This is a genomic window from Shewanella halotolerans (assembly GCF_019457535.1).
Lineage (GTDB): Bacteria > Pseudomonadota > Gammaproteobacteria > Enterobacterales > Shewanellaceae > Shewanella > Shewanella halotolerans.
This window is the reverse complement of record NZ_CP080417.1, coordinates 155,449-180,173: the sequence shown is the minus strand read 5'-3', so window position 1 is coordinate 180,173 and position 24,725 is coordinate 155,449. Positions and strand designations below refer to the sequence as shown.

General features: G+C 48.8%; 20 protein-coding genes, 3 tRNA genes and 1 rRNA gene. 1 reads left to right on the top strand and 23 read right to left on the bottom strand.

Annotated elements, in window-relative coordinates; translation table 11 throughout:
* Positions 1–5: 5 nt before the first annotated feature.
* From rplW to K0H81_RS00740, 20 genes are all read right to left on the bottom strand, one after another.
* Complete coding sequence (gene rplW / locus K0H81_RS00835) at positions 6–305, bottom strand: 50S ribosomal protein L23 (RefSeq protein WP_011863968.1); 300 nt, start codon at positions 303–305, stop codon at positions 6–8.
* Entirely contained in the window at positions 302–907 is a 606-nt protein-coding gene (rplD, locus tag K0H81_RS00830; protein WP_011863967.1) for a 50S ribosomal protein L4, read from the bottom strand. The genes rplW and rplD overlap by 4 nt, the downstream gene beginning before the upstream one ends.
* Before the next feature lie 16 nt (positions 908–923).
* Positions 924–1,562 (bottom strand): 50S ribosomal protein L3, encoded by a 639-nt coding sequence (rplC, locus tag K0H81_RS00825; protein ID WP_011863966.1) that lies wholly within the window; start codon positions 1,560–1,562, stop codon positions 924–926.
* A gap of 27 nt (positions 1,563–1,589) precedes the next feature.
* Positions 1,590–1,901, bottom strand: a complete 312-nt coding sequence (gene rpsJ, locus K0H81_RS00820) for a 30S ribosomal protein S10 (RefSeq protein WP_011070616.1) — start codon at positions 1,899–1,901, stop codon at positions 1,590–1,592.
* 361 nt (positions 1,902–2,262) lie between these two features.
* Complete coding sequence (gene tuf, locus K0H81_RS00815) at positions 2,263–3,447, bottom strand: elongation factor Tu (RefSeq protein WP_011863953.1); 1,185 nt, start codon at positions 3,445–3,447, stop codon at positions 2,263–2,265.
* 79 nt (positions 3,448–3,526) lie between these two features.
* On the bottom strand, positions 3,527–5,623 hold the full coding sequence (fusA, locus tag K0H81_RS00810; protein ID WP_220043890.1) for an elongation factor G: 2,097 nt from the start codon (positions 5,621–5,623) through the stop codon (positions 3,527–3,529).
* A gap of 75 nt (positions 5,624–5,698) precedes the next feature.
* Positions 5,699–6,169 (bottom strand): 30S ribosomal protein S7, encoded by a 471-nt coding sequence (gene rpsG, locus K0H81_RS00805; RefSeq protein WP_011863963.1) that lies wholly within the window; start codon positions 6,167–6,169, stop codon positions 5,699–5,701.
* Positions 6,170–6,249: 80 nt separating this feature from the next.
* On the bottom strand, positions 6,250–6,624 hold the full coding sequence (gene rpsL, locus K0H81_RS00800) for a 30S ribosomal protein S12 (protein ID WP_011863962.1): 375 nt from the start codon (positions 6,622–6,624) through the stop codon (positions 6,250–6,252).
* A 190-nt stretch (positions 6,625–6,814) separates the two neighbouring features.
* The gene (rpoC, locus tag K0H81_RS00795; RefSeq protein ID WP_144204491.1) at positions 6,815–11,029 is read right to left on the bottom strand and encodes a DNA-directed RNA polymerase subunit beta'; all 4,215 of its coding nucleotides are present in this window, start codon (positions 11,027–11,029) and stop codon (positions 6,815–6,817) included.
* Positions 11,030–11,111: 82 nt separating this feature from the next.
* Positions 11,112–15,143 carry a DNA-directed RNA polymerase subunit beta gene (rpoB, locus tag K0H81_RS00790; RefSeq protein ID WP_144204492.1) on the bottom strand — a complete coding sequence of 1,344 codons (4,032 nt, stop codon included), beginning with the start codon at positions 15,141–15,143 and terminating at the stop codon, positions 11,112–11,114.
* 238 nt (positions 15,144–15,381) lie between these two features.
* The gene (gene rplL, locus K0H81_RS00785; protein ID WP_144204493.1) at positions 15,382–15,750 is read right to left on the bottom strand and encodes a 50S ribosomal protein L7/L12; all 369 of its coding nucleotides are present in this window, start codon (positions 15,748–15,750) and stop codon (positions 15,382–15,384) included.
* A gap of 53 nt (positions 15,751–15,803) precedes the next feature.
* Positions 15,804–16,301 (bottom strand): 50S ribosomal protein L10, encoded by a 498-nt coding sequence (gene rplJ, locus K0H81_RS00780; protein ID WP_144204494.1) that lies wholly within the window; start codon positions 16,299–16,301, stop codon positions 15,804–15,806.
* A gap of 267 nt (positions 16,302–16,568) precedes the next feature.
* Complete coding sequence (rplA, locus tag K0H81_RS00775; protein ID WP_011863957.1) at positions 16,569–17,270, bottom strand: 50S ribosomal protein L1; 702 nt, start codon at positions 17,268–17,270, stop codon at positions 16,569–16,571.
* Between the two features lie 4 nt (positions 17,271–17,274).
* Positions 17,275–17,703: a 50S ribosomal protein L11 gene (gene rplK, locus K0H81_RS00770; protein ID WP_011863956.1), complete on the bottom strand. Its 429-nt coding sequence runs from the start codon at positions 17,701–17,703 to the stop codon at positions 17,275–17,277.
* 126 nt (positions 17,704–17,829) lie between these two features.
* A complete protein-coding gene (gene nusG, locus K0H81_RS00765; protein WP_011863955.1) occupies positions 17,830–18,372 on the bottom strand; it encodes a transcription termination/antitermination protein NusG in 543 nt (180 codons plus the stop codon).
* Between the two features lie 9 nt (positions 18,373–18,381).
* On the bottom strand, positions 18,382–18,753 hold the full coding sequence (gene secE / locus K0H81_RS00760) for a preprotein translocase subunit SecE (protein WP_011863954.1): 372 nt from the start codon (positions 18,751–18,753) through the stop codon (positions 18,382–18,384).
* Between the two features lie 282 nt (positions 18,754–19,035).
* Positions 19,036–20,220, bottom strand: coding sequence for an elongation factor Tu (gene tuf / locus K0H81_RS00755; RefSeq protein ID WP_011863953.1), 1,185 nt, complete (start codon positions 20,218–20,220; stop codon positions 19,036–19,038).
* A gap of 189 nt (positions 20,221–20,409) precedes the next feature.
* Positions 20,410–20,483 (bottom strand) — tRNA-Gly (locus K0H81_RS00750).
* A gap of 36 nt (positions 20,484–20,519) precedes the next feature.
* Positions 20,520–20,604 (bottom strand) — tRNA-Tyr (locus K0H81_RS00745).
* Between the two features lie 7 nt (positions 20,605–20,611).
* Positions 20,612–20,687, bottom strand: a tRNA-Thr gene (locus K0H81_RS00740).
* A gap of 235 nt (positions 20,688–20,922) precedes the next feature.
* Between K0H81_RS00740 and coaA the strand changes: the two genes are divergently transcribed.
* The gene (coaA, locus tag K0H81_RS00735) at positions 20,923–21,873 is read left to right on the top strand and encodes a type I pantothenate kinase (protein WP_144204521.1); all 951 of its coding nucleotides are present in this window, start codon (positions 20,923–20,925) and stop codon (positions 21,871–21,873) included.
* A gap of 63 nt (positions 21,874–21,936) precedes the next feature.
* Here the strand turns inward: coaA and birA are convergent, their stop codons facing one another.
* The 3 genes from birA to rrf all read right to left on the bottom strand — a co-directional run bounded on the left by birA (position 21,937) and on the right by rrf (position 24,553).
* Positions 21,937–22,896: a bifunctional biotin--[acetyl-CoA-carboxylase] ligase/biotin operon repressor BirA gene (gene birA / locus K0H81_RS00730; RefSeq protein ID WP_220059587.1), complete on the bottom strand. Its 960-nt coding sequence runs from the start codon at positions 22,894–22,896 to the stop codon at positions 21,937–21,939.
* Positions 22,889–23,929: a UDP-N-acetylmuramate dehydrogenase gene (gene murB / locus K0H81_RS00725; RefSeq protein ID WP_220059586.1), complete on the bottom strand. Its 1,041-nt coding sequence runs from the start codon at positions 23,927–23,929 to the stop codon at positions 22,889–22,891. Before murB ends, birA begins: the two co-directional genes overlap by 8 nt.
* Positions 23,930–24,437: 508 nt before the next feature.
* Positions 24,438–24,553: ribosomal RNA gene (gene rrf, locus K0H81_RS00720) — 5S ribosomal RNA — on the bottom strand.
* Between the last annotated feature and the right edge of the window lie 172 nt (positions 24,554–24,725).

Sequence of the window (24,725 nt, the reverse complement as noted above, 5' to 3'; positions counted from 1 at the left end):
TTTGCTTACTCAGCGCCGACGAAATCGATGTCAGCACCAGCAGCTAAAGTCACATAGGCTTTTTTCCAATCGCTACGACGGCCAGTACGGGCACCGTGACGCTTAGTCTTACCTTTGTTAACCAAAGTGCGAACTGAATCTACTTCAACTTCGAACAACTTAGCTACTGCAGCTTTAACTTCAGCTTTAGTCGCATCGATAGCTACACGGAAAACGACCGTGTTGTTATTTTCAGCGCAAACAGTACTCTTTTCAGAGATGTGTGGCGCTAGAATAACTTTTAGCAAACGTTCTTCGCTTATCATCCCAGCATCTCCTCGATTTGCTTAACAGCATCGGCAGTAACCAGTACTTTTTCGAACGCGATTAGGCTTACTGGATCGATACCAGCAACGTCGCGAACGTCAACTTTGTACAGGTTGCGTGCAGCTAAGAACAAGTTCTCGTCAATCTCTGGAGTAACAATTAATACGTCTTCCAGCTTCATGTCTTTCAGCTTAGCCTTCAACTCTTTAGTCTTAGGAGCTTCAACACCGAATGACTCAACAACAACAAGACGATCTTGACGTACTAATTCAGACAGAATGCTCTTAAGCGCTCCGCGGTACATCTTCTTGTTTACTTTTTGGCTGTGATCTTGGGTTTTAGCAGCGAATGAAACGCCACCGCCACGCCAGATTGGGCCTTTAACAGTACCAGCACGAGCACGGCCAGTACCTTTTTGGCGCCATGGCTTTTTGCCAGAGCCAGTTACTTCTGCGCGAGTCTTTTGAGCACGAGTACCCTGACGCGCGTTTGCAGCGTATGCTACAACTACCTGATGAACCAGTGCTTCATTAAAGTCACGGCCGAAGGTAGTTTCGGAAACTTCAAGAGCACTCTGTGCGTCTTTCAATACCAATTCCATTACTATCTCCTCAGACCTAAGCTTTAACGGCAGGCTTGATGATCAGGTCGCCATTAGTAGCGCCTGGAACTGCACCCTTAACCAATAGCAGGTTACGCTCAGCGTCTACACGTACAACGTCTAGATTCTGGGTAGTAACACGCTCTGCACCCATGTGGCCAGACATTTTCTTACCTTTGAAAACGCGACCAGGTGTTTGGTTTTGACCGATAGAACCGTTAGCTCTATGTGCCAATGAGTTACCGTGTGTTGCATCTTGAGTACGGAAGTTCCAACGCTTGATACCGCCTTGGAAACCTTTACCCTTTGATTGACCAGTAACATCAACTTTCGCTACGTCAGCGAAGATATCAACATTAAGCTCAGCACCTACTTCGATGCCTTCGCCTTCACCGTCAGCCAGACGCATTTCCCACAAACCACGACCAGCTTCAACGCCAGCCTTAGCAAAGTGACCTGCTTCTGGTTTAGTGATGCGATTAGCTTTTTTGGTACCAGTAGTAATTTGAAGTGCACGGTAACCGTCAGTTTCTAAAGTTTTCACTTGAGCAACGCGGTTAGCTGCAATTTCAATTACTGTTACAGGTATTGACGCACCATCTTCAGTGAAGATGCGAGTCATACCTACTTTACGACCGATAAGACCGATAGCCATCTCTCAAACCTCTTCTAAGGATCTCAATTAACCTAAGCTAATTTGAACGTCAACACCTGCCGCCAGATCTAGACGCATAAGTGCATCTACAGTCTTTTCAGTCGGCTCTACGATGTCAACAAGACGCTTATGAGTACGAAGTTCGTACTGATCACGCGCATCTTTATTAACGTGTGGAGAGATCAAAACGGTATAACGCTCTTTACGCGTTGGTAGTGGGATTGGACCACGTACCTGGGCGCCTGTGCGCTTAGCAGTTTCAACGATTTCCGCGGTAGATTGATCGATCAGACGATGATCAAATCCTTTGAGGCGGATACGGATTCTTTGGTTCTGCATTGACCAGAGCTCCTAAAATGGACACATAAAAAATCACCCTCTAGCTTCTTCCTTACTGGAAAAGCAGAGCGAGATGATTTAACCGTTCGACTCCAAATCGGAGTCGCTGTATTATTTTACGTCGGTTTCGAGAACCGACAAACTTCGCCTAATGGTTAAGGCGAGGGGCTATTATACTGATCTAAAGTTTAAGATCAAGCCCGTTGAACGAATTAACAGCAGTTATGCGTTAACTCTCAAAGTGGCGAGTATTATACTTATCCAGATCAGAAAAGCTAGCCCCCCTCTGCCAACAAATCGCAGGCAATAAAAAAGGCAGCCTAAGCTGCCTTTTTCAGTGTGTTTGTAAAATCAAATGCTATTAAGCAATGATCTTAGCTACAACACCAGCACCAACTGTACGGCCACCTTCACGGATAGCGAAACGTAGACCTTCGTCCATCGCGATTGGGCAGATCAGAGTAACAACCATCTTGATGTTGTCACCAGGCATTACCATTTCAACGCCTTCTGGCAGCTCGATAGTACCGGTTACGTCAGTTGTACGGAAGTAGAACTGTGGACGGTAGCCCTTGAAGAATGGAGTGTGACGACCACCTTCTTCCTTTGACAGTACGTATACTTCTGATTCGAACTGAGTGTGTGGAGTGATTGAACCAGGCTGAGCCAGTACTTGACCACGCTCAACTTCATCACGCTTAGTACCACGTAGTAGTACACCACAGTTCTCACCTGCACGACCTTCGTCAAGCAGCTTACGGAACATTTCAACACCAGTACAAGTAGTCTTAGTAGTGTCTTTGATACCTACGATTTCTACTTCGTCACCAACTTTAACGATACCACGCTCAACACGACCAGTTACAACAGTACCACGGCCTGAGATTGAGAATACGTCTTCGATTGGCAGAATGAATGCACCGTCGATTGCACGCTCTGGCTCTGGAATGTAAGAGTCTAGTGCTTCAGCTAGTTCTAGGATCTTAGCTTCCCACTCTGGCTCGCCTTCTAGGGCTTTCAGAGCTGAACCTTGGATAACTGGTAGGTCATCACCTGGGAAGTCGTATTCAGATAGCAGTTCACGAACTTCCATCTCAACTAGTTCCAGCAGCTCTTCATCGTCAACCATGTCACACTTGTTCATGAATACGATGATGAAAGGTACACCTACCTGACGAGAAAGCAGGATGTGCTCACGAGTCTGTGGCATTGGACCGTCAGTAGAAGCTACTACTAGGATAGCGCCGTCCATCTGTGCAGCACCAGTGATCATGTTTTTAACATAGTCAGCGTGGCCTGGGCAGTCTACGTGTGCGTAGTGACGAGTTGGAGTGTCGTACTCGATGTGAGAGGTATTGATGGTAATACCGCGCTCACGCTCTTCTGGAGCGTTATCGATCTGTGCGAAATCTTTAGCTTCACCACCGTAAGTCTTAGTCAGTACGTGAGAGATAGCAGCAGTTAGAGTTGTTTTACCATGGTCAACGTGACCGATGGTACCAACGTTAACATGGGGTTTACTACGTTCAAATTTTTCTTTAGCCACGATATATTCCTTTCTTTTCAGAAATACTCAGCCTTGCTGAGTAATAGCATTCAATTATGAGTTATAGACTAGTTTGCGATTATCCGCGCGCTTCTATAACTGATTTTGCAACATTCTGCGGCGCATCCGAGTACTTCAGGAACTCCATAGAGTATGAGGCACGTCCTTGGGTAGCGCTACGCAAGTCAGTTGCGTAACCAAACATTTCAGATAGAGGTACTACAGCTCGAACGATTTTGACGCCGCCAATGCCGTCGTCCATACCTTCGATCATGCCGCGACGCCGGTTCAAGTCGCCTACTACATCCCCCATGTAATCTTCAGGAGTGGTTACTTCAACCTTCATACAAGGTTCGAGTAACACAGGGTCTGCTTCGAGAGCACCCTTCTTGAAGCCCATGGAGGCGGCCACTTTAAACGCCATCTCGTTCGAGTCGACATCATGGTATGAGCCGTCGAACAGCGTTACTTTGACGTCCAGAACAGGGAAACCGGCGAGTACGCCATTCTTCATCTGTTCCTGGATACCTTTATCTACTGCAGGGATGTATTCTCTTGGAACAACACCACCAACAATCTCGTTGACAAATTCATAGCCGAAACCTTCTTCTTGAGGTTCAAGCTTCAACCAAACGTGACCAAATTGACCTCGGCCACCAGATTGACGAACGAACTTGCCTTCGACTTCTACACTCGAGCGAATAGTCTCACGATACGCTACTTGTGGCTTACCTACGTTACATTCGACACTGAACTCGCGACGCATACGGTCGACGATGATGTCTAAGTGCAACTCGCCCATACCAGAGATCAGGGTTTGACCCGATTCTTCGTTGGTCTCAACGCGGAAAGAGGGATCTTCTGCAGCAAGTTTCTGCAGCGCTATACCCATCTTATCTTGGTCGGCTTGAGATCTAGGCTCCACGGCAATCGTGATTACGGGCTCAGGGAACTCCATACGTTCGAGAATAACTTTATGGTCAGCATCGCATAGGGTGTCACCAGTGGTAACATCCTTCAGACCAATAGCCGCCGCGATGTCGCCAGCACGGACTTCTTTGATCTCTTTTCGATCGTTTGCGTGCATCTGCACCATACGACCAATACGCTCACGCTTTTGTTTGACCGAGTTATATACGCCAGAACCTGCTTCCAATACGCCTGAATAAACACGCACAAAGGTCAGTGTTCCTACGAATGGGTCTGTCGCGATCTTAAATGCTAACGCAGAGAATGGCGCGTTGTCGTCCGCTGGACGTTCTACTTCATTCTCATTTTCGTCAATACCCTTAATGGCGGGTACTTCGACTGGCGATGGCAAATAATCGATAACAGCATCGAGTACCGCCTGCACACCCTTGTTCTTAAATGCAGAACCACAGGTAGCCAGTACGATCTCGTTAGCCAGAGTTCGCTGACGTAATGCTGCCTTGATCTCTTCTTCCGATAGCTCACCTTCTTCAAGGTACTTGTCCATCAGTTCTTCAGAGGCTTCGGCCGCACTCTCAACTAGGTATTCACGCATCTCAGCGGCCTTGTCGGCCAACTCTGCGGGAATTTCTTCATAATTGAAGGTCATACCTTGATCTGATTCGTTCCAGTTAATGGCCTTCATCTTGATCAGGTCAATGACACCCTTAAACTCTTCTTCTGCACCTATGTTCAATTGAATTGGTACACAAGTCGCTCCCAGACGGTTACGTATCTGTCCAACGACGCGTTCAAAGTCAGCACCAGCGCGGTCCATCTTATTGACAAACACTAAGCGCGGGACGTGGTACTTGTCCGCTTGTCGCCATACAGTTTCGGACTGAGGTTCAACACCAGATGAACCACAGAACACAACTACTGCGCCATCGAGTACACGTAGCGAACGTTCAACTTCGATGGTGAAGTCAACGTGGCCAGGGGTGTCGATGATGTTGATACGATGCTCGGTAAATTGAGCATCCATACCGCGCCAGAACGTGGTCGTTGCCGCCGAGGTGATAGTAATACCACGCTCCTGCTCCTGTTCCATCCAGTCCATGGTGGCTGCGCCATCATGCACCTCACCGATCTTGTGAGACATACCGGTATAGAAGAGAACACGTTCTGTAGTTGTGGTTTTTCCTGCGTCAACGTGAGCACAGATACCGATATTACGGTAGCGCTCAATTGGAGTTGTACGAGCCACGATTAAACCCTCTTTACTAAGGTAGGAACCTTAGTGATGTAAAACATGGTGCAGGCAATCGCCCGCACCAAAAGATTACCAGCGGTAATGAGCAAACGCTTTGTTTGCTTCTGCCATACGATGCACGTCTTCGCGCTTCTTAACAGCAGTGCCTTTATTTTCGGCAGCATCTAGCATTTCACCTGCTAGACGTAGAGCCATAGATTTTTCACCACGCTTACGTGCAGCTTCAACTAACCAGCGCATCGCTAGTGCGTTACGACGCACTGGACGAACTTCACATGGTACCTGGTAAGTAGAACCACCAACACGACGAGACTTAACCTCGACAGTTGGACGTACGTTATCCAGGGCTGCTTCAAGGATCACTAGGTGCTCTTCGCCTTTCTTCTCAGCGACAACATCTAGTGCCTTGTAAATGATTTTTTCAGCAGTCGACTTTTTGCCGTCCTGCATAATGACGTTGATGAACTTAGCCAGCAACTCACTATTAAATTTTGGATCTGGTAGGATTTTACGTTGTCCTACAACGCGACGTCTTGGCATAACAATTTCTCCGTATGCTTCAGGGACCCCAAAACTGGAATCTCAATTATCTCTAGCTTGGCCTTACTTAACGGAAAACGTTAAGACTTAGGACGCTTAGCTCCGTACTTAGAACGTCCTTGACGACGCTCACTAACACCAGCACAGTCTAATGCGCCACGAACAGTGTGATAACGAACACCAGGTAAGTCTTTAACACGACCACCACGGATTAGAATCACGCTGTGTTCCTGCAGGTTATGGCCTTCACCGCCGATGTACGAAGTAACTTCGAAACCGTTAGTTAGACGCACACGAGCTACTTTACGTAGTGCAGAGTTAGGTTTTTTAGGTGTGGTTGTGTACACGCGAGTACAAACACCACGCTTTTGTGGACACGCATTCAACGCAGGCACGTTAGTCTTGATGACTTTTGGCGAGCGAGGCTTACGTACCAACTGGTTTACAGTTGCCATGTATAGCTCCGAATCAGTTGATTAAACTCAACAGTAAGGTGTGAAAAATCTATATCCCACAGGTGTGGGACGCGAAATTTTAGAAAGGTAAGGGGTCGCTGTCAAGAAATAGCCAACTTTTTACCCAATTTAAGTAAAAAAAAGGCACCTGAGGTGCCTTTTTTACAATCTATTTACCGACTAGCACTGATTATTCAGGGCTGCCCGCCAGGTTCAATAGATCGGCAAGGTTCTGCTCTGCTTCACTGGCACTGATTGCCGGCACTTCTTCTGCCGGGCCATTCTGTGCAGCCTGGTTACGGCTGGTGTGATACGCATAACCTGTACCGGCCGGGATCAGACGACCCACGATCACGTTCTCTTTCAGGCCACGTAGCTTATCGCTCTTACCGCCTACGGCAGCTTCGGTCAATACGCGTGTGGTTTCCTGGAAGGATGCCGCCGAGATAAATGACTCGGTCGCCAACGAGGCCTTGGTGATACCCAGTAGTTCACGCTCGAACTTAGCAGGTTCTTTGCCTTGCGCTTCAAGTTCGCGGTTAGCGATCTTGACGCGAGACACTTCAACCTGTTCGCCCGGTAGGAACTCACTGTCACCGGCTTCGGTGATCTCACACTTACGCAGCATCTGACGGATAATCACTTCGATGTGCTTATCGTTAATCTTCACGCCTTGCAGACGGTAAACGTCTTGCACTTCGTTAACGATGTAGTTAGCCACCTTGTGAATACCACGCAGACGCAGGATGTCGTGTGCAGCTTCTGGACCGTCGGCGATAACTTCGCCGCGCTCAACCTTCTCACCTTCGAACACGTTCAGGTTACGCCACTTAGGAATCATCTCCTCGTATGGCTTACCACCATCGGCAGGCGTGATCACCAGACGACGCTTACCTTTGGTCTCTTTACCAAACGAGATAGTACCTGAGTACTCAGCCAGAATGGCAGGCTCTTTCGGCTTACGCGCTTCAAACAAGTCAGCAACGCGTGGCAGACCACCGGTAATATCGCGAGTCTTAGACGATTCTTGCGGAATACGTGCAAGCGCGTCACCCACGGCGATTTGTGCGTTATCGTCTTGGTTAACGATCGCCTTACCAGGCAAGAAGTATTGCGCTGGTACTTCGGTACCAGGGATCATCAGGTCATTGCCATCGGCACCAACCAGACGAATCGCCGGACGCATCTCTTTACCCGCAGTAGGACGTTGACCCACATCCATAACCACGATTGAAGAAAGACCCGTTAGCTCGTCGGTCTGACGTGTCATGGTGACACCTTCGATCATGTCGACGAACTTGATGCTACCCGCTACCTCAGAAACGATTGGGTGAGTGTGCGGATCCCAGTTAGCGATGACTTCACCGGCATTAACCGTTGCGTCTTCTAACTTCTCTAGGATAGTACCGTAAGGCACCTTGTAACGCTCTTTCTCACGACCCAGCTCATCGATAATCGCGATTTCAGATGAACGCGATACGATAACCAGCTTACCGTCACTGTTGGTAACATGCTTAGCGTTGTGCAGCTTAACGGTACCGGCGTTCTTCACCTGTACGTTGTTTTCTGCAGACGCTCTCGATGCCGCACCACCGATGTGGAAGGTACGCATTGTCAGCTGTGTACCTGGCTCACCGATTGACTGAGCAGCTACCACACCAATGGCTTCACCTTGGTTAATCAGGTGACCACGTGCAAGGTCACGACCGTAACACGCCGCACACACACCGAAGTCTGTGTCACAGCTGATTACAGAACGAACCTTAACTTCGTCGATAGAGTGTTCTTCGAGCTTGTCACACCAGGCTTCATCAAGCAGGGTGTTACGCGGCGCAAGTACATCTTCGGTACCTGGGTAGTAAACATCTTCAGCTACCACACGACCCAGTACACGCTCACGTAGCGGCTCAACAACATCACCACCTTCGATCAGCGGCTTCATTGTCAGACCTTCGTGTGTACCACAATCGTCTTCGATAACCACTAAGTCTTGTGCAACGTCAACCAGACGACGAGTCAGGTAACCTGAGTTCGCTGTCTTAAGTGCGGTATCCGCTAGACCCTTACGCGCACCGTGAGTAGAGATAAAGTACTGGAGTACGTTTAGACCTTCACGGAAGTTCGCCGTAATTGGGGTTTCGATGATCGAGCCATCTGGCTTCGCCATCAGACCACGCATACCGGCTAGCTGACGAATCTGTGCAGCACTACCACGAGCGCCCGAATCAGCCATCATGTAGATGCTGTTGAACGAAGCTTGAGTTTCTTCTTCGCCATCACGGTTAATCACTGCCTCGGTAGACAGGTTATCCATCATCGCCTTAGAAACTTTTTCGTTCGCACTTGCCCAGATATCGATAACCTTGTTGTAACGCTCACCGGCGGTAACAAGACCCGACTGGAACTGCTCTTGAATCTCAAGTACTTCAGCTTCGGCATCGGCAACCAGAGAGTATTTCTCATCTGGAATCACCATGTCGTTGATACCCACAGACGCACCAGAAACGGTCGCGAAGTGGAAACCGGTATACATCAGTTGGTCAGCAAAGATAACGGTATCTTTCAGACCTAGCTGACGGTAACAGGTGTTCAATAGCTTAGAGATCTGCTTCTTACCCATGTTCTGGTTAACCAGATCATAAGAAAGGCCTTTTGGCAGAACCTGAGACAACAGGGCACGACCCACAGTAGTATCTACGATACGACGTGACTCGGTGCGCTCACCGTTTTCAGCGATAGTAGTCTCGGTAATACGTACCTTAACGCGAGCGTGCAGCTCGGCAACGCCAGTACGGTATGCCTTTTCTACTTCGGCAACAGATTCGAATGCCATGCCTTCACCGCGGCCGTTGATACGCTCACGGCTGGTGTAGTACAGACCCAATACAACGTCCTGTGACGGTGTGATCACCGGCTCACCGTTCGCAGGTGACAGGATGTTGTTGGTAGACATCATGAGTGAACGTGCTTCCAACTGAGCTTCTAGCGTCAGTGGCACGTGAACCGCCATCTGGTCACCGTCGAAGTCAGCGTTATATGCCGCACACACCAATGGATGCAGTTGGATCGCTTTACCTTCAATCAATACCGGCTCAAACGCCTGGATACCCAGACGGTGAAGTGTTGGTGCACGGTTAAGCATCACAGGATGCTCACGGATCACATCATCGAGTACGTCCCAAACCTCTGGTACTTCGCGCTCAACCATCTTCTTAGCAGCTTTGATGGTAGTAGCCAGGCCACGACCTTCCAGCTTGCCGTAGATAAATGGCTTGAACAGCTCAAGTGCCATCTTCTTAGGCAGACCACACTGATGCAGACGCAGAGTAGGACCTACGGTAATTACCGAACGGCCTGAGTAGTCAACACGCTTACCCAGTAGGTTCTGACGGAAACGACCCTGCTTACCCTTGATCATATCGGCCAAAGATTTCAGAGGACGCTTGTTAGAACCCGTGATCGCACGACCGCGACGACCGTTATCCAATAGCGCATCAACAGACTCTTGTAGCATACGCTTTTCGTTGCGCACGATGATGTCCGGTGCAGCCAGGTCTAACAGACGCTTCAGACGGTTGTTACGGTTGATCACGCGGCGATACAGATCGTTCAGATCTGAAGTCGCGAAACGACCGCCATCCAGTGGAACCAATGGACGCAGATCAGGTGGCAGAACCGGTAGCACCTTGAGGATCATCCACTCTGGCTTGTTGCCAGACTGGTAGAAGGCCTCAATCAGCTTCAGACGCTTAGTGATCTTCTTACGACGAGTCTCAGAGTTGATCGATGGCAGCTCTTCGCGCATCTCTTCAATCTCTTTCTCAAGATCGATAGCGCGCAGCAGCTCAAGTACTGCCTCGGCACCCATCTTGGCTTCAAACTCATCACCGTACTCTTCGAGTGCGTCGAGGTAGTTTTCCTCTGTCAGCATCTGACCGCGCTCGAGGCTGGTCATGCCAGGCTCGATCACGACGAAAGATTCGAAGTAAAGCACACGTTCGATGTCACGCAGAGTCATATCCAGCATCAAACCGATACGAGACGGCAGAGACTTCAAGAACCAAATGTGCGCTACTGGGCTGGCTAGATCGATGTGACCCATACGCTCACGACGTACTTTAGTCTGGGTTACTTCTACGCCACACTTCTCACAAATCACACCACGGTGCTTAAGACGCTTATACTTACCGCATAAACACTCGTAGTCTTTAACTGGACCAAAAATACGCGCACAGAACAAACCTTCACGCTCAGGCTTGAAAGTACGGTAGTTGATGGTTTCTGGCTTCTTAACTTCACCAAATGACCAAGAGCGGATCAGATCAGGCGACGCTAGGCCGATCTTGATGCCTTCAAATTCTTCAGTCTTGCTTTGCTGTTTCAGAAACTTTAATAAGTCTTTCACGTTTCTCTCCTGAAGGAGTTAAACCAGGTGCCCTGCTCTCGCAGAGCACCGTTTATTGCCAAACTTCGGCGATGGCCAAGTCTTACTCTTGATCCAACTCGATGTTAATACCGAGCGAACGGATCTCCTTCAGCAATACGTTGAAGGACTCAGGCATGCCTGGTTGCATCTGATGGTTACCGTCGACGATGTTCTTATACATCTGAGTACGACCGTTAACGTCATCAGACTTAACAGTAAGCATTTCTTGTAGCGTGTAAGCGGCACCGTATGCTTCAAGTGCCCATACTTCCATCTCACCGAAACGCTGACCACCAAACTGAGCTTTACCGCCCAGAGGCTGCTGAGTAACAAGACTGTAAGAACCTGTTGAACGCGCGTGCATCTTATCGTCAACCAAGTGGTTAAGTTTAAGCATGTACATGTAACCTACGGTTACTGGGCGTTCAAATTCGTTACCGGTACGACCATCAAACAACTTCAGCTGTCCAGAGGTTGGCAGACCTGCTAGTTCAAGCATGTCCTTAATCTCTTTCTCTTTCGCGCCGTCGAATGCTGGAGTCGCAGTCGGAATACCGCCTTTGAGGTTCTTAGCAAGACGTAGAACTTCTTCATCGGTGAACGAGTCGATGTCGACCTGCTGCTGCACGTCTTCACCCAGTTCGTACACCTTCTTGATGTAGCCACGAAGCTCTGCAAGTTCACGCTGCTCTTCGAGCATAGCGGTGATGCGATCACCAATGCCCTTGGCCGCGGCACCTAAGTGCACTTCGAGAACCTGACCTATGTTCATACGTGATGGTACACCTAGTGGGTTCAGTACGATGTCCACTGGGTTACCGTTTTCGTCGTACGGCATATCTTCGATTGGGTTGATCTTAGAGATCACACCCTTGTTACCGTGACGACCCGCCATCTTGTCACCAGGCTGGATAGTACGTTTAACCGCCAGGTAAACCTTAACGATCTTCAGTACGCCAGGTGCCAAGTCATCACCTTGGGTGATCTTGCGGCGTTTGATTTCAAATTTCTTATCGAAATCGGCTTTCAGCTCTTCATGCTGCTCGGCAAGTTGCTCGAGTTCAGTCTGCTTAGCTTCGTCTTCAATGGTTTGTACCAGTAGCTGAGGACGTGGCAGAGCATCAAGCTCGGCCTGTGCAAAACCTGCTCCAATGAGAAGGTTACGCGCACGGCCGAAGACACCTTCTTCAAGGATCTTGAACTCTTCGGTCAGGTCTTTCTTAGCCTGAGCGATGTGCATCTCTTCGATTTCTACAGCACGCTTGTCTTTCTCAACGCCGTCACGGGTAAATACCTGAACGTCGATGATGGTACCCTTAACAGAGTTAGGGACACGCAGTGAGCTGTCTTTAACGTCAGAAGCCTTCTCACCGAAGATAGCGCGTAGCAGCTTCTCTTCTGGGGTCAGCTGAGTCTCGCCCTTAGGCGTAACCTTACCAACCAGGATGTCGCCACCCTTAACTTCTGCACCGATGTAAACGATACCTGATTCATCCAGCTTAGACAGCGCAGACTCACCTACGTTTGGAATATCGGCGGTGATCTCTTCGCTACCCAGCTTAGTATCACGAGCAATACAAGAAAGCTCTTGAATATGGATAGTGGTGAAACGATCCTCTTGCGCAACGCGCTCAGAGATTAAGATCGAATCCTCGAAGTTGTAACCGTTCCAAGGCATGAACGCGATACGCATGTTCTGACCAAGCGCCAGGTCACCCAGGTCGGTAGATGGACCATCGGCCAGTACGTCACCACGAACCACTGGCTCGCCAACGCTACAACATGGACGCTGGTTGATACAGGTGTTCTGGTTAGAACGGGTGTACTTGGTCAGGTTGTAGATGTCGATACCGGCTTCACCAGGAGTCAGCTCGTCTTCGTTAACCTTAACCACGATGCGGCTCGCATCGACATAGTCAACGTAACCACCACGCTTAGCGGCAACAACTACGCCAGAGTCAACGGCCAATGTACGCTCAATACCAGTACCTACTAGCGGCTTGTCAGCTCTAAGTGTTGGTACCGCCTGACGTTGCATGTTCGCACCCATCAATGCACGGTTCGCGTCATCGTGTTCTAGGAACGGAATCAGAGAGGCTGCCACAGAGATAATCTGCTGTGGTGATACGTCCATATATTGAACGTCTGCTGCACGCATAAAGGTAGATTCACCCTTATGACGACAAGCGATCTGCTCTTCAACCATACGACCATCGGCATCGACTTCGATGTTAGCCTGTGCGATCACGTAACGACCTTCTTCGATAGCAGACAGGTAATCGACCTGATCTGTGATCACACCATCAACCACTTTGCGGTATGGTGTTTCGAGGAAGCCGTAAGAGTTGGTGCGCGCGAAGCTTGCCAACGAGTTGATCAGACCGATGTTTGGACCTTCAGGGGTCTCAATCGGACATAGACGACCATAGTGAGTTGGGTGAACGTCTCGAACCTCGAAACCTGCACGCTCACGGGTCAGACCGCCTGGACCAAGCGCAGAGATACGACGCTTGTGTGTCACTTCTGACAGCGGGTTATTCTGGTCCATGAACTGAGACAGCTGAGAAGAACCGAAGAACTCTTTCACTGCCGCAGAAATCGGCTTAGCGTTGATCAGATCTTGTGGCATCAGCTCGTTAAGATCGCCAAGAGACAGACGCTCACGTACGGCACGTTCTACACGAACAAGACCAACACGGAACTGGTTCTCAGCCATTTCACCAACACTACGGATACGACGGTTACCCAGGTGGTCGATATCGTCTACTTCATCGTTACCGTTACGGATTTCGATGATCTTCTGCATTACTGCAACGATATCTTCTTTGGTCAGGATACCTGTACCTTCATCGTCATCGATACCGAGACGACGGTTAAACTTCATACGACCTACTTTAGACAGGTCGTAACGCTCTTCACTGAAGAAGAGGTTTTGGAATAGCGCTTCGGCAGCATCCTTGGTTGGCGGCTCGCCAGGACGCATCATACGATAGATCTCAACCAGCGCCTCTAGGCGGTTAGTCGTTGAATCGATACGTAGGGTGTCAGAGATATAGGCACCGTGATCAAGCTCGTTGATGTATAGGGTGTCGATATCTTTGATGCCGGCCATAGAAAGCTTAGCAAGATCTTCCAGGCTGATTTCGGCGTTAGCAGAAACCAGTACTTCGCCCGTATCTGGGTCGATGTAGTCTTGTGCAGCAATCTTGCCTGAGATGTACTCAACAGGTACTTCAAGCTCTGTGGTGTTTGTCTTTTCAAGTTGACGAATGTGGCGCGCAGTAATACGGCGGCCCTTCTCAACTATGATGTTACCTTCAGCATCTTTGATGTCGTAGCTGGCTGTCTCACCACGTAGGCGATCGGCAACCAGTGCCATGACTAGGCTATCTTTCTTGATCTTGTACTGAACACGTTCGAAGAACAGATCGAGAATATCTTGAGTAGAGTAGTCAAGTGCACGCAGTATGATAGACGCCGCAAGCTTACGACGACGGTCGATACGTACGAACAGTGCATCTTTCGGATCGAACTCGAAGTCCAACCATGAGCCACGGTAAGGAATAATACGTGCGTTATAAAGCACCTTACCTGAAGAGTGGGTCTTACCACGGTCGTGATCAAAGAATACACCTGGAGAACGGTGAAGCTGAGAAACGATAACACGCTCAGTACCATTGATAACAAAGGTACCGTTTTCAGTCATCAGAGGGATATCCCCCATGTAGACTTCTTGTTCTTTAATGTCTTTAACTGTGCCAGGCGCAGCTTCACGATCATACAGCACCATACGCAGCTTAACGCGTAGTGGAGCAGAGTATGTAACACCGCGAATTTGACACTCTTTCACATCAAAAACTGGCTCACCTAGCTTATAGCTGACATATTGCAGCTCTGAATTACCAGAAAAGCTCTTGATGGGAAAAACGCTACGGAAAGCGGCTTCTAAACCACGCTCACCTGTAGGATCTTGATCGGTGAACTTCTTAAACGAGTCCAACTGGATTGACAGAAGGTAAGGGATATCCAACACTTGTGGACGCTTACCAAAGTCTTTGCGAATACGCTTCTTTTCAGAATAGGAGTAAACCATGGGTTTCCTCTGATTGCGAGATGTGACCAAGACTGAAACAACGCAGGGTTGCAACAGCACGTTTGCCCATCACCGTTGAAAGCAAGAACCTAACCAATAATCTCTGCTAGGGACTGCGAAATCTGGCGACAAACGGTGAATAAAAAATCGCCTACGCTTACAGCGCAAAAAAGGCCGACGGTTAAAAAACCGCCAGCCTCCGCCCGATCACTCGGGAGGTTGTAAGTTAGAGTATAACTTACTTGATCTCTACTTGAGCACCAGCTTCTTCGAGGTCTTTCTTCAGAGCTTCAGCTTCTTCTTTAGAGATGCCTTCTTTAACAGCTACTGGAGCTGATTCAGCCATACCCTTGGCTTCTTTCAGGCCTAGACCTGTAGCGCCACGAAGAGCTTTAATTACTGCAACTTTGTTGTCGCCGTGAGAAGTCATAACTACGTCAAACTCTGTCTTCTCTTCAGCAGCAGCGCCTGCATCAGCACCACCAGAAACAACAGCAGCAGCGGCAGAAACGCCGAACTTCTCTTCCATTGCTTCGATTAGTTCAACAACTTCCATTACAGACATAGCTGCAAGGGCTTCTAAGATTTGGTCTTTAGTGATAGACATAACAAAAAATTCCTAATTGTACTGAATTCAATTTATTTAAGCGGCTTGTAAAATTAAGCAGCTTCTTTCTGATCGCGTAGAGCGGCCAATGTACGAACGAACTTGCCAGCAGATGCTTCTTTCAGAGTCATCATGAACTGTGCTAGTGCTTCTTCGTATGTTGGTAGTTTTGCTAAACGATCAATGTCGCTTGCAGGGATTAATTCCCCTTCAAAGGCTGCTGCTTTGATTTCAAAATTCCCTTGAGCTTTCGCGAAATCTTTAAGAAGACGCGCAGCGGCACCTGGGTGCTCGTTAGAGAATGCAATCAAAGTAGGACCAGTAAATGTTTCGCTTAGGCACTCGAAATCAGTACCTTCAACAGCGCGCTTAACTAGTGTGTTACGTACAACTTTAATGTAAACACCAGCTTCACGAGCGGTTTTGCGAAGACCGGTCATATCACCTACAGTCACACCGCGAGAATCGGCTACAACTGCAGATAAAGCACCTTTGGCAGCTTCGTTGACTTCAGCAACAATCGCTTTTTTGTCTTCGAGTCTTAATGCCATTGGCTTTACTCCTGGATTCAATCTAGGGATATCCCTAGCAATTACCAAACTAAGTATTTAATACTCAGTTACTTACGGCGCGAATATCCAGGCAGAATAAATCTATCTGGGGTCCGACACCGTCTACGTAGGAAATTAAGCTAACGCATATTCGTTAACACCTACGGTCTTGGACGTGAACCATTTGCACGAATGAAAATGGTCCTCAACCCACAAGGTGCGCGCATTATAGACTAATCCCCGCACCTTGTAAAACAAGCTAAGAAATTAAGCAGTTGGGTTCAGAGTGCTCTGATCAACCGCAACACCTGCACCCATAGTGGTAGAGATGCTTACTTTCTTAACGAAAACGCCTTTCGCTGCAGCTGGCTTAGCTTTGATAAGCGCGCCTAGCAGAGCGTCTAGGTTTTCTTTCAGTTGAACTGGTTCGAAGTCCACTTTACCTATGGTAGTGTGGATGATACCGTTCTTGTCATTGCGGTAACGAACCTGACCAGCTTTAGCGTTCTTAACAGCTTCAGCAACGTTAGGCGTTACAGTGCCAGTCTTAGGGTTAGGCATCAGACCACGTGGGCCCAGGATTTGGCCTAACTGACCAACAACGCGCATTGCATCTGGAGATGCGATAACTACGTCGAAGTTCATTTCACCAGCTTTAACTTGTGCAGCAAGCTCGTCCATACCAACTAGCTCAGCACCGGCTTCTTTAGCGGCGTCAGCGTTAGCACCTTGAGTAAACACAGCAACACGTACTTCACGACCAGTACCGTGTGGCAGAACAGTCGCACCACGAACGTTTTGGTCTGATTTACGTGGGTCAACACCTAGGTTAACCGCAACGTCAACACTTTCAACGAACTTAGCAGTAGCTAGTTCTTTCAGTAGTGCAACAGCTTCGTTGATGTCGTAGCTCTTAGTCGCTTCTACTTTTTCGCGGATCAAACGCGCGCGTTTAGTTAGCTTTGCCATGATATTAATCCTCTACTACCAAACCCATTGAACGCGCAGTACCTTCGATTGAGCGAGTCATCGCTTCAATGTCAGCACCAGTCATATCAGCGGCTTTAGTCTCAGCGATTTCCTGGACAGCGCTACGCTTGATAGTTCCCACTTTTTCAGTGTTAGGACGGCCTGAACCAGACTTAAGACCAGCAGCTTTAAGCAGCAGGAATGAAGCAGGTGGAGTCTTAGTTTCAAAAGTGAAAGAGCGATCAGTGTAAACAGTGATCACAACAGGAATTGGCATACCTTTCTCGAACTTTTCAGTACGAGCGTTGAATGCTTTACAGAATTCCATGATGTTGACACCTTTTTGACCCAATGCAGGACCAACTGGTGGCGACGGGTTTGCAGCACCGGCTGCTACTTGTAGTTTGATGTAACCATCAACTTTCTTTGCCATGAGACATTTTCCTCAAGTTTGGGTACAAACGCTAGCGGCGACATGCCGATTAGCTCCCCGAAAATAATGGGTGCGGATTATACAAAAATCCGCACCCATTTCCAATACGTTTTGTGCTTTATTTAATCAGCTTTTTTCGATCTGGCTGAAATCTAGCTCTACAGGTGTTGAACGACCGAAGATCATTACAGACACCTTAACGCGGTTCTTCTCGTAGTCGACCTCTTCAACGGTGCCGTTAAAGTCGGCAAAAGGACCGTCGGTTACGCGAACCACTTCACCAGGCTCGAACATCACGCGATGAGTCGGAGACTCGGTTGTCTCTTGTAGACGCTGCAGAATCGCATCGGCTTCGCGATCAGAGATAGGCGCTGGACGATCAGAGGTGCCACCGATAAAGCCCATCACACGAGGGATGCTCTTCACCAAGTGCCAGCTTTCGTCGTTCATTTCCATCTGTACCAACACATAGCCAGGGAAGAACTTACGCTCACTCTTACGACGCTGGCCTGCACGCATCTCAACCACTTCCTCGGTAGGTACTAGCACCTCACCGAAGTAATGCTCCATGCCGTGCATTTTGATGTGTTCAAGCAATGATTTGCATACACGACCTTCATAACCCGAAAAGGCCTGAACCACATACCATCTTTTTTTAGCTTCAGTCATATGAAATGCCTATACGCCCGTAATAAAATTAACAATTCTCAGCAGTACCGCATCCATTCCCCACAGAACCAATGCCAGTACACCTGTTGCCAGTAGTACGATAAATGTCGTGTTTAGGGCTTCTTGACGCGTCGGCCATACCACTTTACGCACTTCAATATGAGACTCGCGAGCGAAAGTCAGCGCTTGTTTACCCTTCTCGGTTTGAAGCGCGATAAAACCTGCTATAGCAAATGCCACTACGACACCGATAGCACGAACTAATACACTAGCTTCGCTATACATCTGATTAGCAATAATGGCGGCCGCTAGCAGTACGACTACTATGCCCCATTTAACGATATCCAGAGAGCTTCCCTGGTTTTCAGTATTTGTTGTCATCGGTTAATTCCGTTACTCACTACGACCTGAGCTTAAGTCTGGCCGGGCATAAAAAACTCGCAAGTGCTGAGATTGCCCAGTCCATACCACTAACATTCTCCGAACTTACTCCCAGAGCAAGCAGTAAGCCCAGAGGGTCAAAAATCGGCCATAGATTGTATTCTTATTCCGCGCAGTAAGCAAGGCTAAGCCGCACAAGGATAAGCACAATATCTGGGAGTTCTAAAACAAAAAAGGCAGCCTAAGCTGCCTTTTTCAGTGTGTTTGTAAAATCAAATGCTATTAAGCGATGATCTTAGCTACAACACCAGCACCAACTGTACGGCCACCTTCACGGATAGCGAAACGTAGACCTTCGTCCATCGCGATTGGGCAGATCAGAGTAACAACCATCTTGATGTTGTCACCAGGCATTACCATTTCAACGCCTTCTGGCAGCTCGATAGTACCGGTTACGTCAGTTGTACGGAAGTAGAACTGTGGACGGTAGCCCTTGAAGAATGGAGTGTGACGACCACCTTCTTCTTTTGACAGTACGTATACTTCTGATTCGAACTGAGTGTGTGGAGTGATTGAACCAGGCTGAGCCAGTACTTGACCACGCTCAACTTCATCACGCTTAGTACCACGTAGTAGTACACCACAGTTCTCACCTGCACGACCTTCGTCAAGCAGCTTACGGAACATTTCAACACCAGTACAAGTAGTCTTAGTAGTGTCTTTGATACCTACGATTTCTACTTCGTCACCAACTTTAACGATACCGCGCTCAACACGACCAGTTACAACAGTACCACGGCCTGAGATTGAGAATACGTCTTCGATTGGCAGAATGAATGCACCGTCGATTGCACGCTCTGGCTCTGGAATGTAAGAGTCTAGTGCTTCAGCTAGTTCTAGGATCTTAGCTTCCCACTCTGGCTCGCCTTCTAGGGCTTTCAGAGCTGAACCTTGGATAACTGGTAGGTCATCACCTGGGAAGTCGTATTCAGATAGCAGTTCACGAACTTCCATCTCAACTAGTTCCAGCAGCTCTTCATCGTCAACCATGTCACACTTGTTCATGAATACGATGATGAAAGGTACACCTACCTGACGAGAAAGCAGGATGTGCTCACGAGTCTGTGGCATTGGACCGTCAGTAGAAGCTACTACTAGGATAGCGCCGTCCATCTGTGCAGCACCAGTGATCATGTTTTTAACATAGTCAGCGTGGCCTGGGCAGTCTACGTGTGCGTAGTGACGAGTTGGAGTGTCGTACTCGATGTGAGAGGTATTGATGGTAATACCGCGCTCACGCTCTTCTGGAGCGTTATCGATCTGTGCGAAATCTTTAGCTTCACCACCGTACGTCTTAGTCAGTACGTGAGAGATAGCAGCTGTAAGAGTTGTTTTACCATGGTCAACGTGACCGATGGTGCCCACGTTTACGTGAGGTTTGCTACGTTCAAATTTTTCTTTAGCCATGGTATTGCCCCAATTAAGAGATACTTGGTGATGAAATCTACATACAACAAAAAATCCGATGCCTATTATGTCATCGAATCGATTTAATTAAGATAATTACGGAAGCTTAGTTGGGAAGGCTGAAGGCAGTTTATCGTGAACTGGACCCTGTTGGGCTGGCTCATAGATACGGGCACAATCAGCGAAAATTGGAGCGGATGGCGGGAATCGAACCCGCGTTATCAGCTTGGAAGGCTGGAGTAATACCATTATACGACATCCGCGCAACCTAACTAAGGTTACCTAACTACCTAGAAAAATGGTGGAGGGAGAAGGATTCGAACCTTCGAAGGCTGAGCCGTCAGATTTACAGTCTGATCCCTTTGGCCACTCGGGAACCCCTCCAGAGAAATGGTGCCGGCACCAAGAGTCGAACTCGGGACCTACTGATTACAAGTCAGTTGCTCTACCAACTGAGCTATGCCGGCGTGTCATTTCGGTAGCGGATATTAGGTAATCGCGAGCACAAGTGCAATACCTAATTTTAAAAATCTGCAAAAAAATCGCCTAAACGTCGTTTTTTCCGCCACGCAAGCCTCAGAAAGTGCACTATTTACCCATTAACCTCCAACAGGTTAATAAGCCATTATGGAATCGTGTTTTTGATGTTGTTCCACCGGGGTCTATGGTGTACTGTGCCTTGCCTAAGGGGAGATTTCATTCATGCACGCCAACAATCAAATTCACAATGCACTCTACCTCGCATTTGCCCGCCAGCAGTGGGCCGAGCTGCGAAAATCTGTGCCTCTAACACTCAGCGAATCCGATCTCGACGATCTGCGCGGTATCAACGAATCTATCTCCCTCGATGAAGTCACCGACATCTATCTGCCCCTGAGTCGCCTGCTGAATCTAATCGTCGGCGCCAAGCAGCAGAGAGGACTGGTACTGAATCAGTTTCTCGGTCGTGTCCCCCCCAAACGACCCTATATTATCAGCATCGCCGGCAGTGTCGCGGTAGGCAAAAGCACTACGGCGCGTATCCTCCAGGCGCTGTTGCGTCAGTGGCCCGAGCACCCCAAGGTGGATCTGGTCACCACAGATGGCTTCCTCTACCCCCTGTCTGAGCTCAAACGCCGTGGACTACTACAGCGTAAAGGATTTCCTGAAAGCTATGATATGAAGCTGCTGGTCGAGTTCATCTCCAAGATCAAGGCAGGCGAGAGTCTGGTACATGCGCCTATCTACTCACATATCAGTTATGACAGGGTGTCTGATACTCAACAGGCCATAGAGCAACCCGATATCCTGATCATCGAAGGGCTCAACGTGCTGCAGACGGGCCAGGATACCCACGTAGCCATACAGCAGCCCTTTGTCTCCGATTTTGTCGACTTCTCTATCTATGTGGACGCCGAAGAGCCGCTGCTTAAGGAGTGGTATATCTCCCGCTTCCTGAAGTTTCGCACCGGCGCCTTTAGCGACCCGAACTCATACTTCCATCACTATTCAGAGCTGACTGACGATGAGGCCACCAAAATAGCCGCCAATATCTGGGACAGCATCAACGGCCCGAATCTAAATCTGAATATTCTGCCCACACGGGACAGGGCGCACCTTATCCTGCGCAAGGGCACAGATCATATGATGCACCAGGTGCTGATGCGTAAATAGGCTAACACTAGATAGCCAAGCACCTACAGTTAGACAAACGGCCATCGATTGATGGCCGTTTTGTTATGCGGGACGCATGGAGATCTCGCCGCCGACGAAGGCCTTGGTGCCCTCCTCCGTCTTAAGCAATATTGCCCCCTGCTCGTCGATTCCACAGCAGATCCCCTCGACGCTATTCTCGCCCATCAACAGCTTGATAGGCTCACCGTCGAACAGATCTGCCTCGCGCCATCTTGACTGGAAAGCCTTCAGCCCTTGGCGTTGAAACAGCTCGAGATCTGTCACTAATTGCTGCTGCAGTGCAATCATCAGTTCCGTTTTATCTGGCAATTGCGCCAACTCAGACAGATCGCTCCAGGGCTGATCTATCTTATCCGCCTGCGCCGGCGACATAGAGAGGTTGATGCCGATACCTATCACCAGATCACACACGCTATCAGCCTGACCACTCATCTCGATCAGTATGCCCGCGAGCTTCTTATGATTGAGATAGATATCGTTGGGCCACTTAACCCCTATGCCATCGACCCCCAATGAACGCAGTACTGTCACCAATGAGCAGCCAACCACCAGGCTCAGCCCCATGGCCTGAGCCATCCCCTGGGAGAACTGCCAGTAGAAGGAGGTATAGAGGTGGCAGCCATAGGGAGATACCCATTGACGCCCACGACGGCCACGCCCGGCAGACTGATACTCGGCCACACAGATATCGCCGCTGCTAAGATCCTTCACATGCTCGAGTAGGAATCCGTTGGTGCTGTTGATCTCATTAAAATAGAAGCAGCGATTCTTAATAGCGGCCTTAAGCTTAGCCTCATCGATAAGCGAGATAGGTGTGGCTAACTTATAGCCCTTACCTTTAACGCTATAGATGTCGACACCAAATTCTTCTAAGTTGGCTACCTGCTTGCTGACTGCCGCCCGAGAGATGCCGAGCTCGCTGGCCAGCGCCTCGCCCGACACAAACTGGCCCTGACTCAACAAACGAATAATATCCCGGCGACGGGCCCACTGATCATGCATCTGCTAATTCCTTCTGTCCGGTTGCACCAATGATCCTAGGTTCGACCTCTAACCTTACGCCAAATTGTTCGAATATCCTATCTATCACCAACTTCGCCAAGTCACACACGTCCTGACCGCTGCAGCCCCCTCTGTTAACAATGACTAAAGCCTGTTTAAGATGAACCGATGCATTGCCTACAGACCGCCCCTTGAGCCCCGCCCTGTCGATCAACCAGCCAGCCGCCAACTTTACCTTTGAATCTTCCAGCGCATAGCCGACTATGTCCGCATATTGCTGCTTAAGCGCGTCGAATGTGTATTGGCTAACCACAGGGTTTTTAAAGAAGCTGCCGACGTTACCTAATACGGCAGGATCGGGCAGTTTAGCCATGCGCGTCTCGCAGATGCAGTCGAACACCTCTCTTGGCGTCACCCCTTGGCTACGCTCGCTCAATGCCAGCAATGGGCCATAGCTCAGATTAGGTTGCCATACTTTGGGTAGCCTAAAGCCCACCCGCAAGATCACGGCGCGATACTTTAGGGCATTCTTGAAGATAGATTCTCGGTAGGCAAACTCACAATCGCCACCATTCAGCCGTGTTATCTCACCGCTAGCGAGGTCGAGATATTCGACCCAATCGCAGAACTGCGCCAGCTCGGCGCCATAGGCACCGATATTTTGAATGGGCGCGGCGCCGACAGAACCGGGAATAAGCGCAAGATTCTCGAGACCAGGCATATTATATTCGAGACAGAACTCGATAAGATCATGCCACACCTCGCCAGCCTCGACCCTGAGGTAATAGTATTGGTCATCCTGACTCACCTCTATGCCCTTAGTCTCCACTAATACGGCCGTCCCCTGAAAAGTCTCGGTGAGTACAATATTGCTGCCCCCACCTATCAGCAATAGCGGCTCCTGCTGCTTAAATGCCTGCAAACAGACGGCAACCAGCTCAGTCTCCTGCTTCGCCCTAACCAGTCGAAAGCAGTCAGCCCTAAGGCCCAGGGTATTAAATTGCGTTAAAGAGTCAGTGTTCTTGGAGTCCATAGAGGAAGCGTGATTTATGTCTGTCAGCCAAAAAAGTCATTGTAACGTATCTGAACCCGGCAACCTAAATCCCAACAAAGATTAATCTTGATGGAGCTCATGATTCATTTGTGAATGGACACTGAAAATGGAAGAGAGCATAGCGTTGCGCAATCGACACCTGTTAATAAGGGTATACATACAGTTGCTAACAGAGCCACGAAGAATATCGACCTACTTAAAGCATTTTCTTCGCTCTCGTTGATAGATGTTCAATCTCACATGGGGGTGAAAGTGAGGCGCTTTAAATACGCAGTATTTAGCCCCACTTGAACGCGGAGAAGCTAAGCTTCGTAGCCGGAGACCCCGCTTAGCGGTGGGGCGACGTCGGGAGTAGGCATTCATGCCTACATCAGTGAATAAGCCACCTGACTTTAATTAAGGTGGTTCGAAAGGGTACCCAATAAATTCATAAACCCCAAACGCAAAAAAGCCACCTTATTCAGGTGGCTTCTTCACTTAATTAGGCGCCTGGAAATGACCTACTCTCACATGGGGAGACCCCACACTACCATCGGCGCGATTGCGTTTCACTTCTGAGTTCGGGATGGGATCAGGTGGGACCACAATGCTATGGTTTCCAGACAAAATTGGAAATTCGGAAAGCTGTACTCTTTATTTAAGAGTCAATTTAAGTTCGCACTTTAATCAAGTACTTTGTATTCTTTTGATTACGTAAAACCATTATTACGACCTCCATGGAAGGAGGAAGTACTTTAAACGTCTGGAACGTTTCAAGTAAAACCCTTTTGGGTTG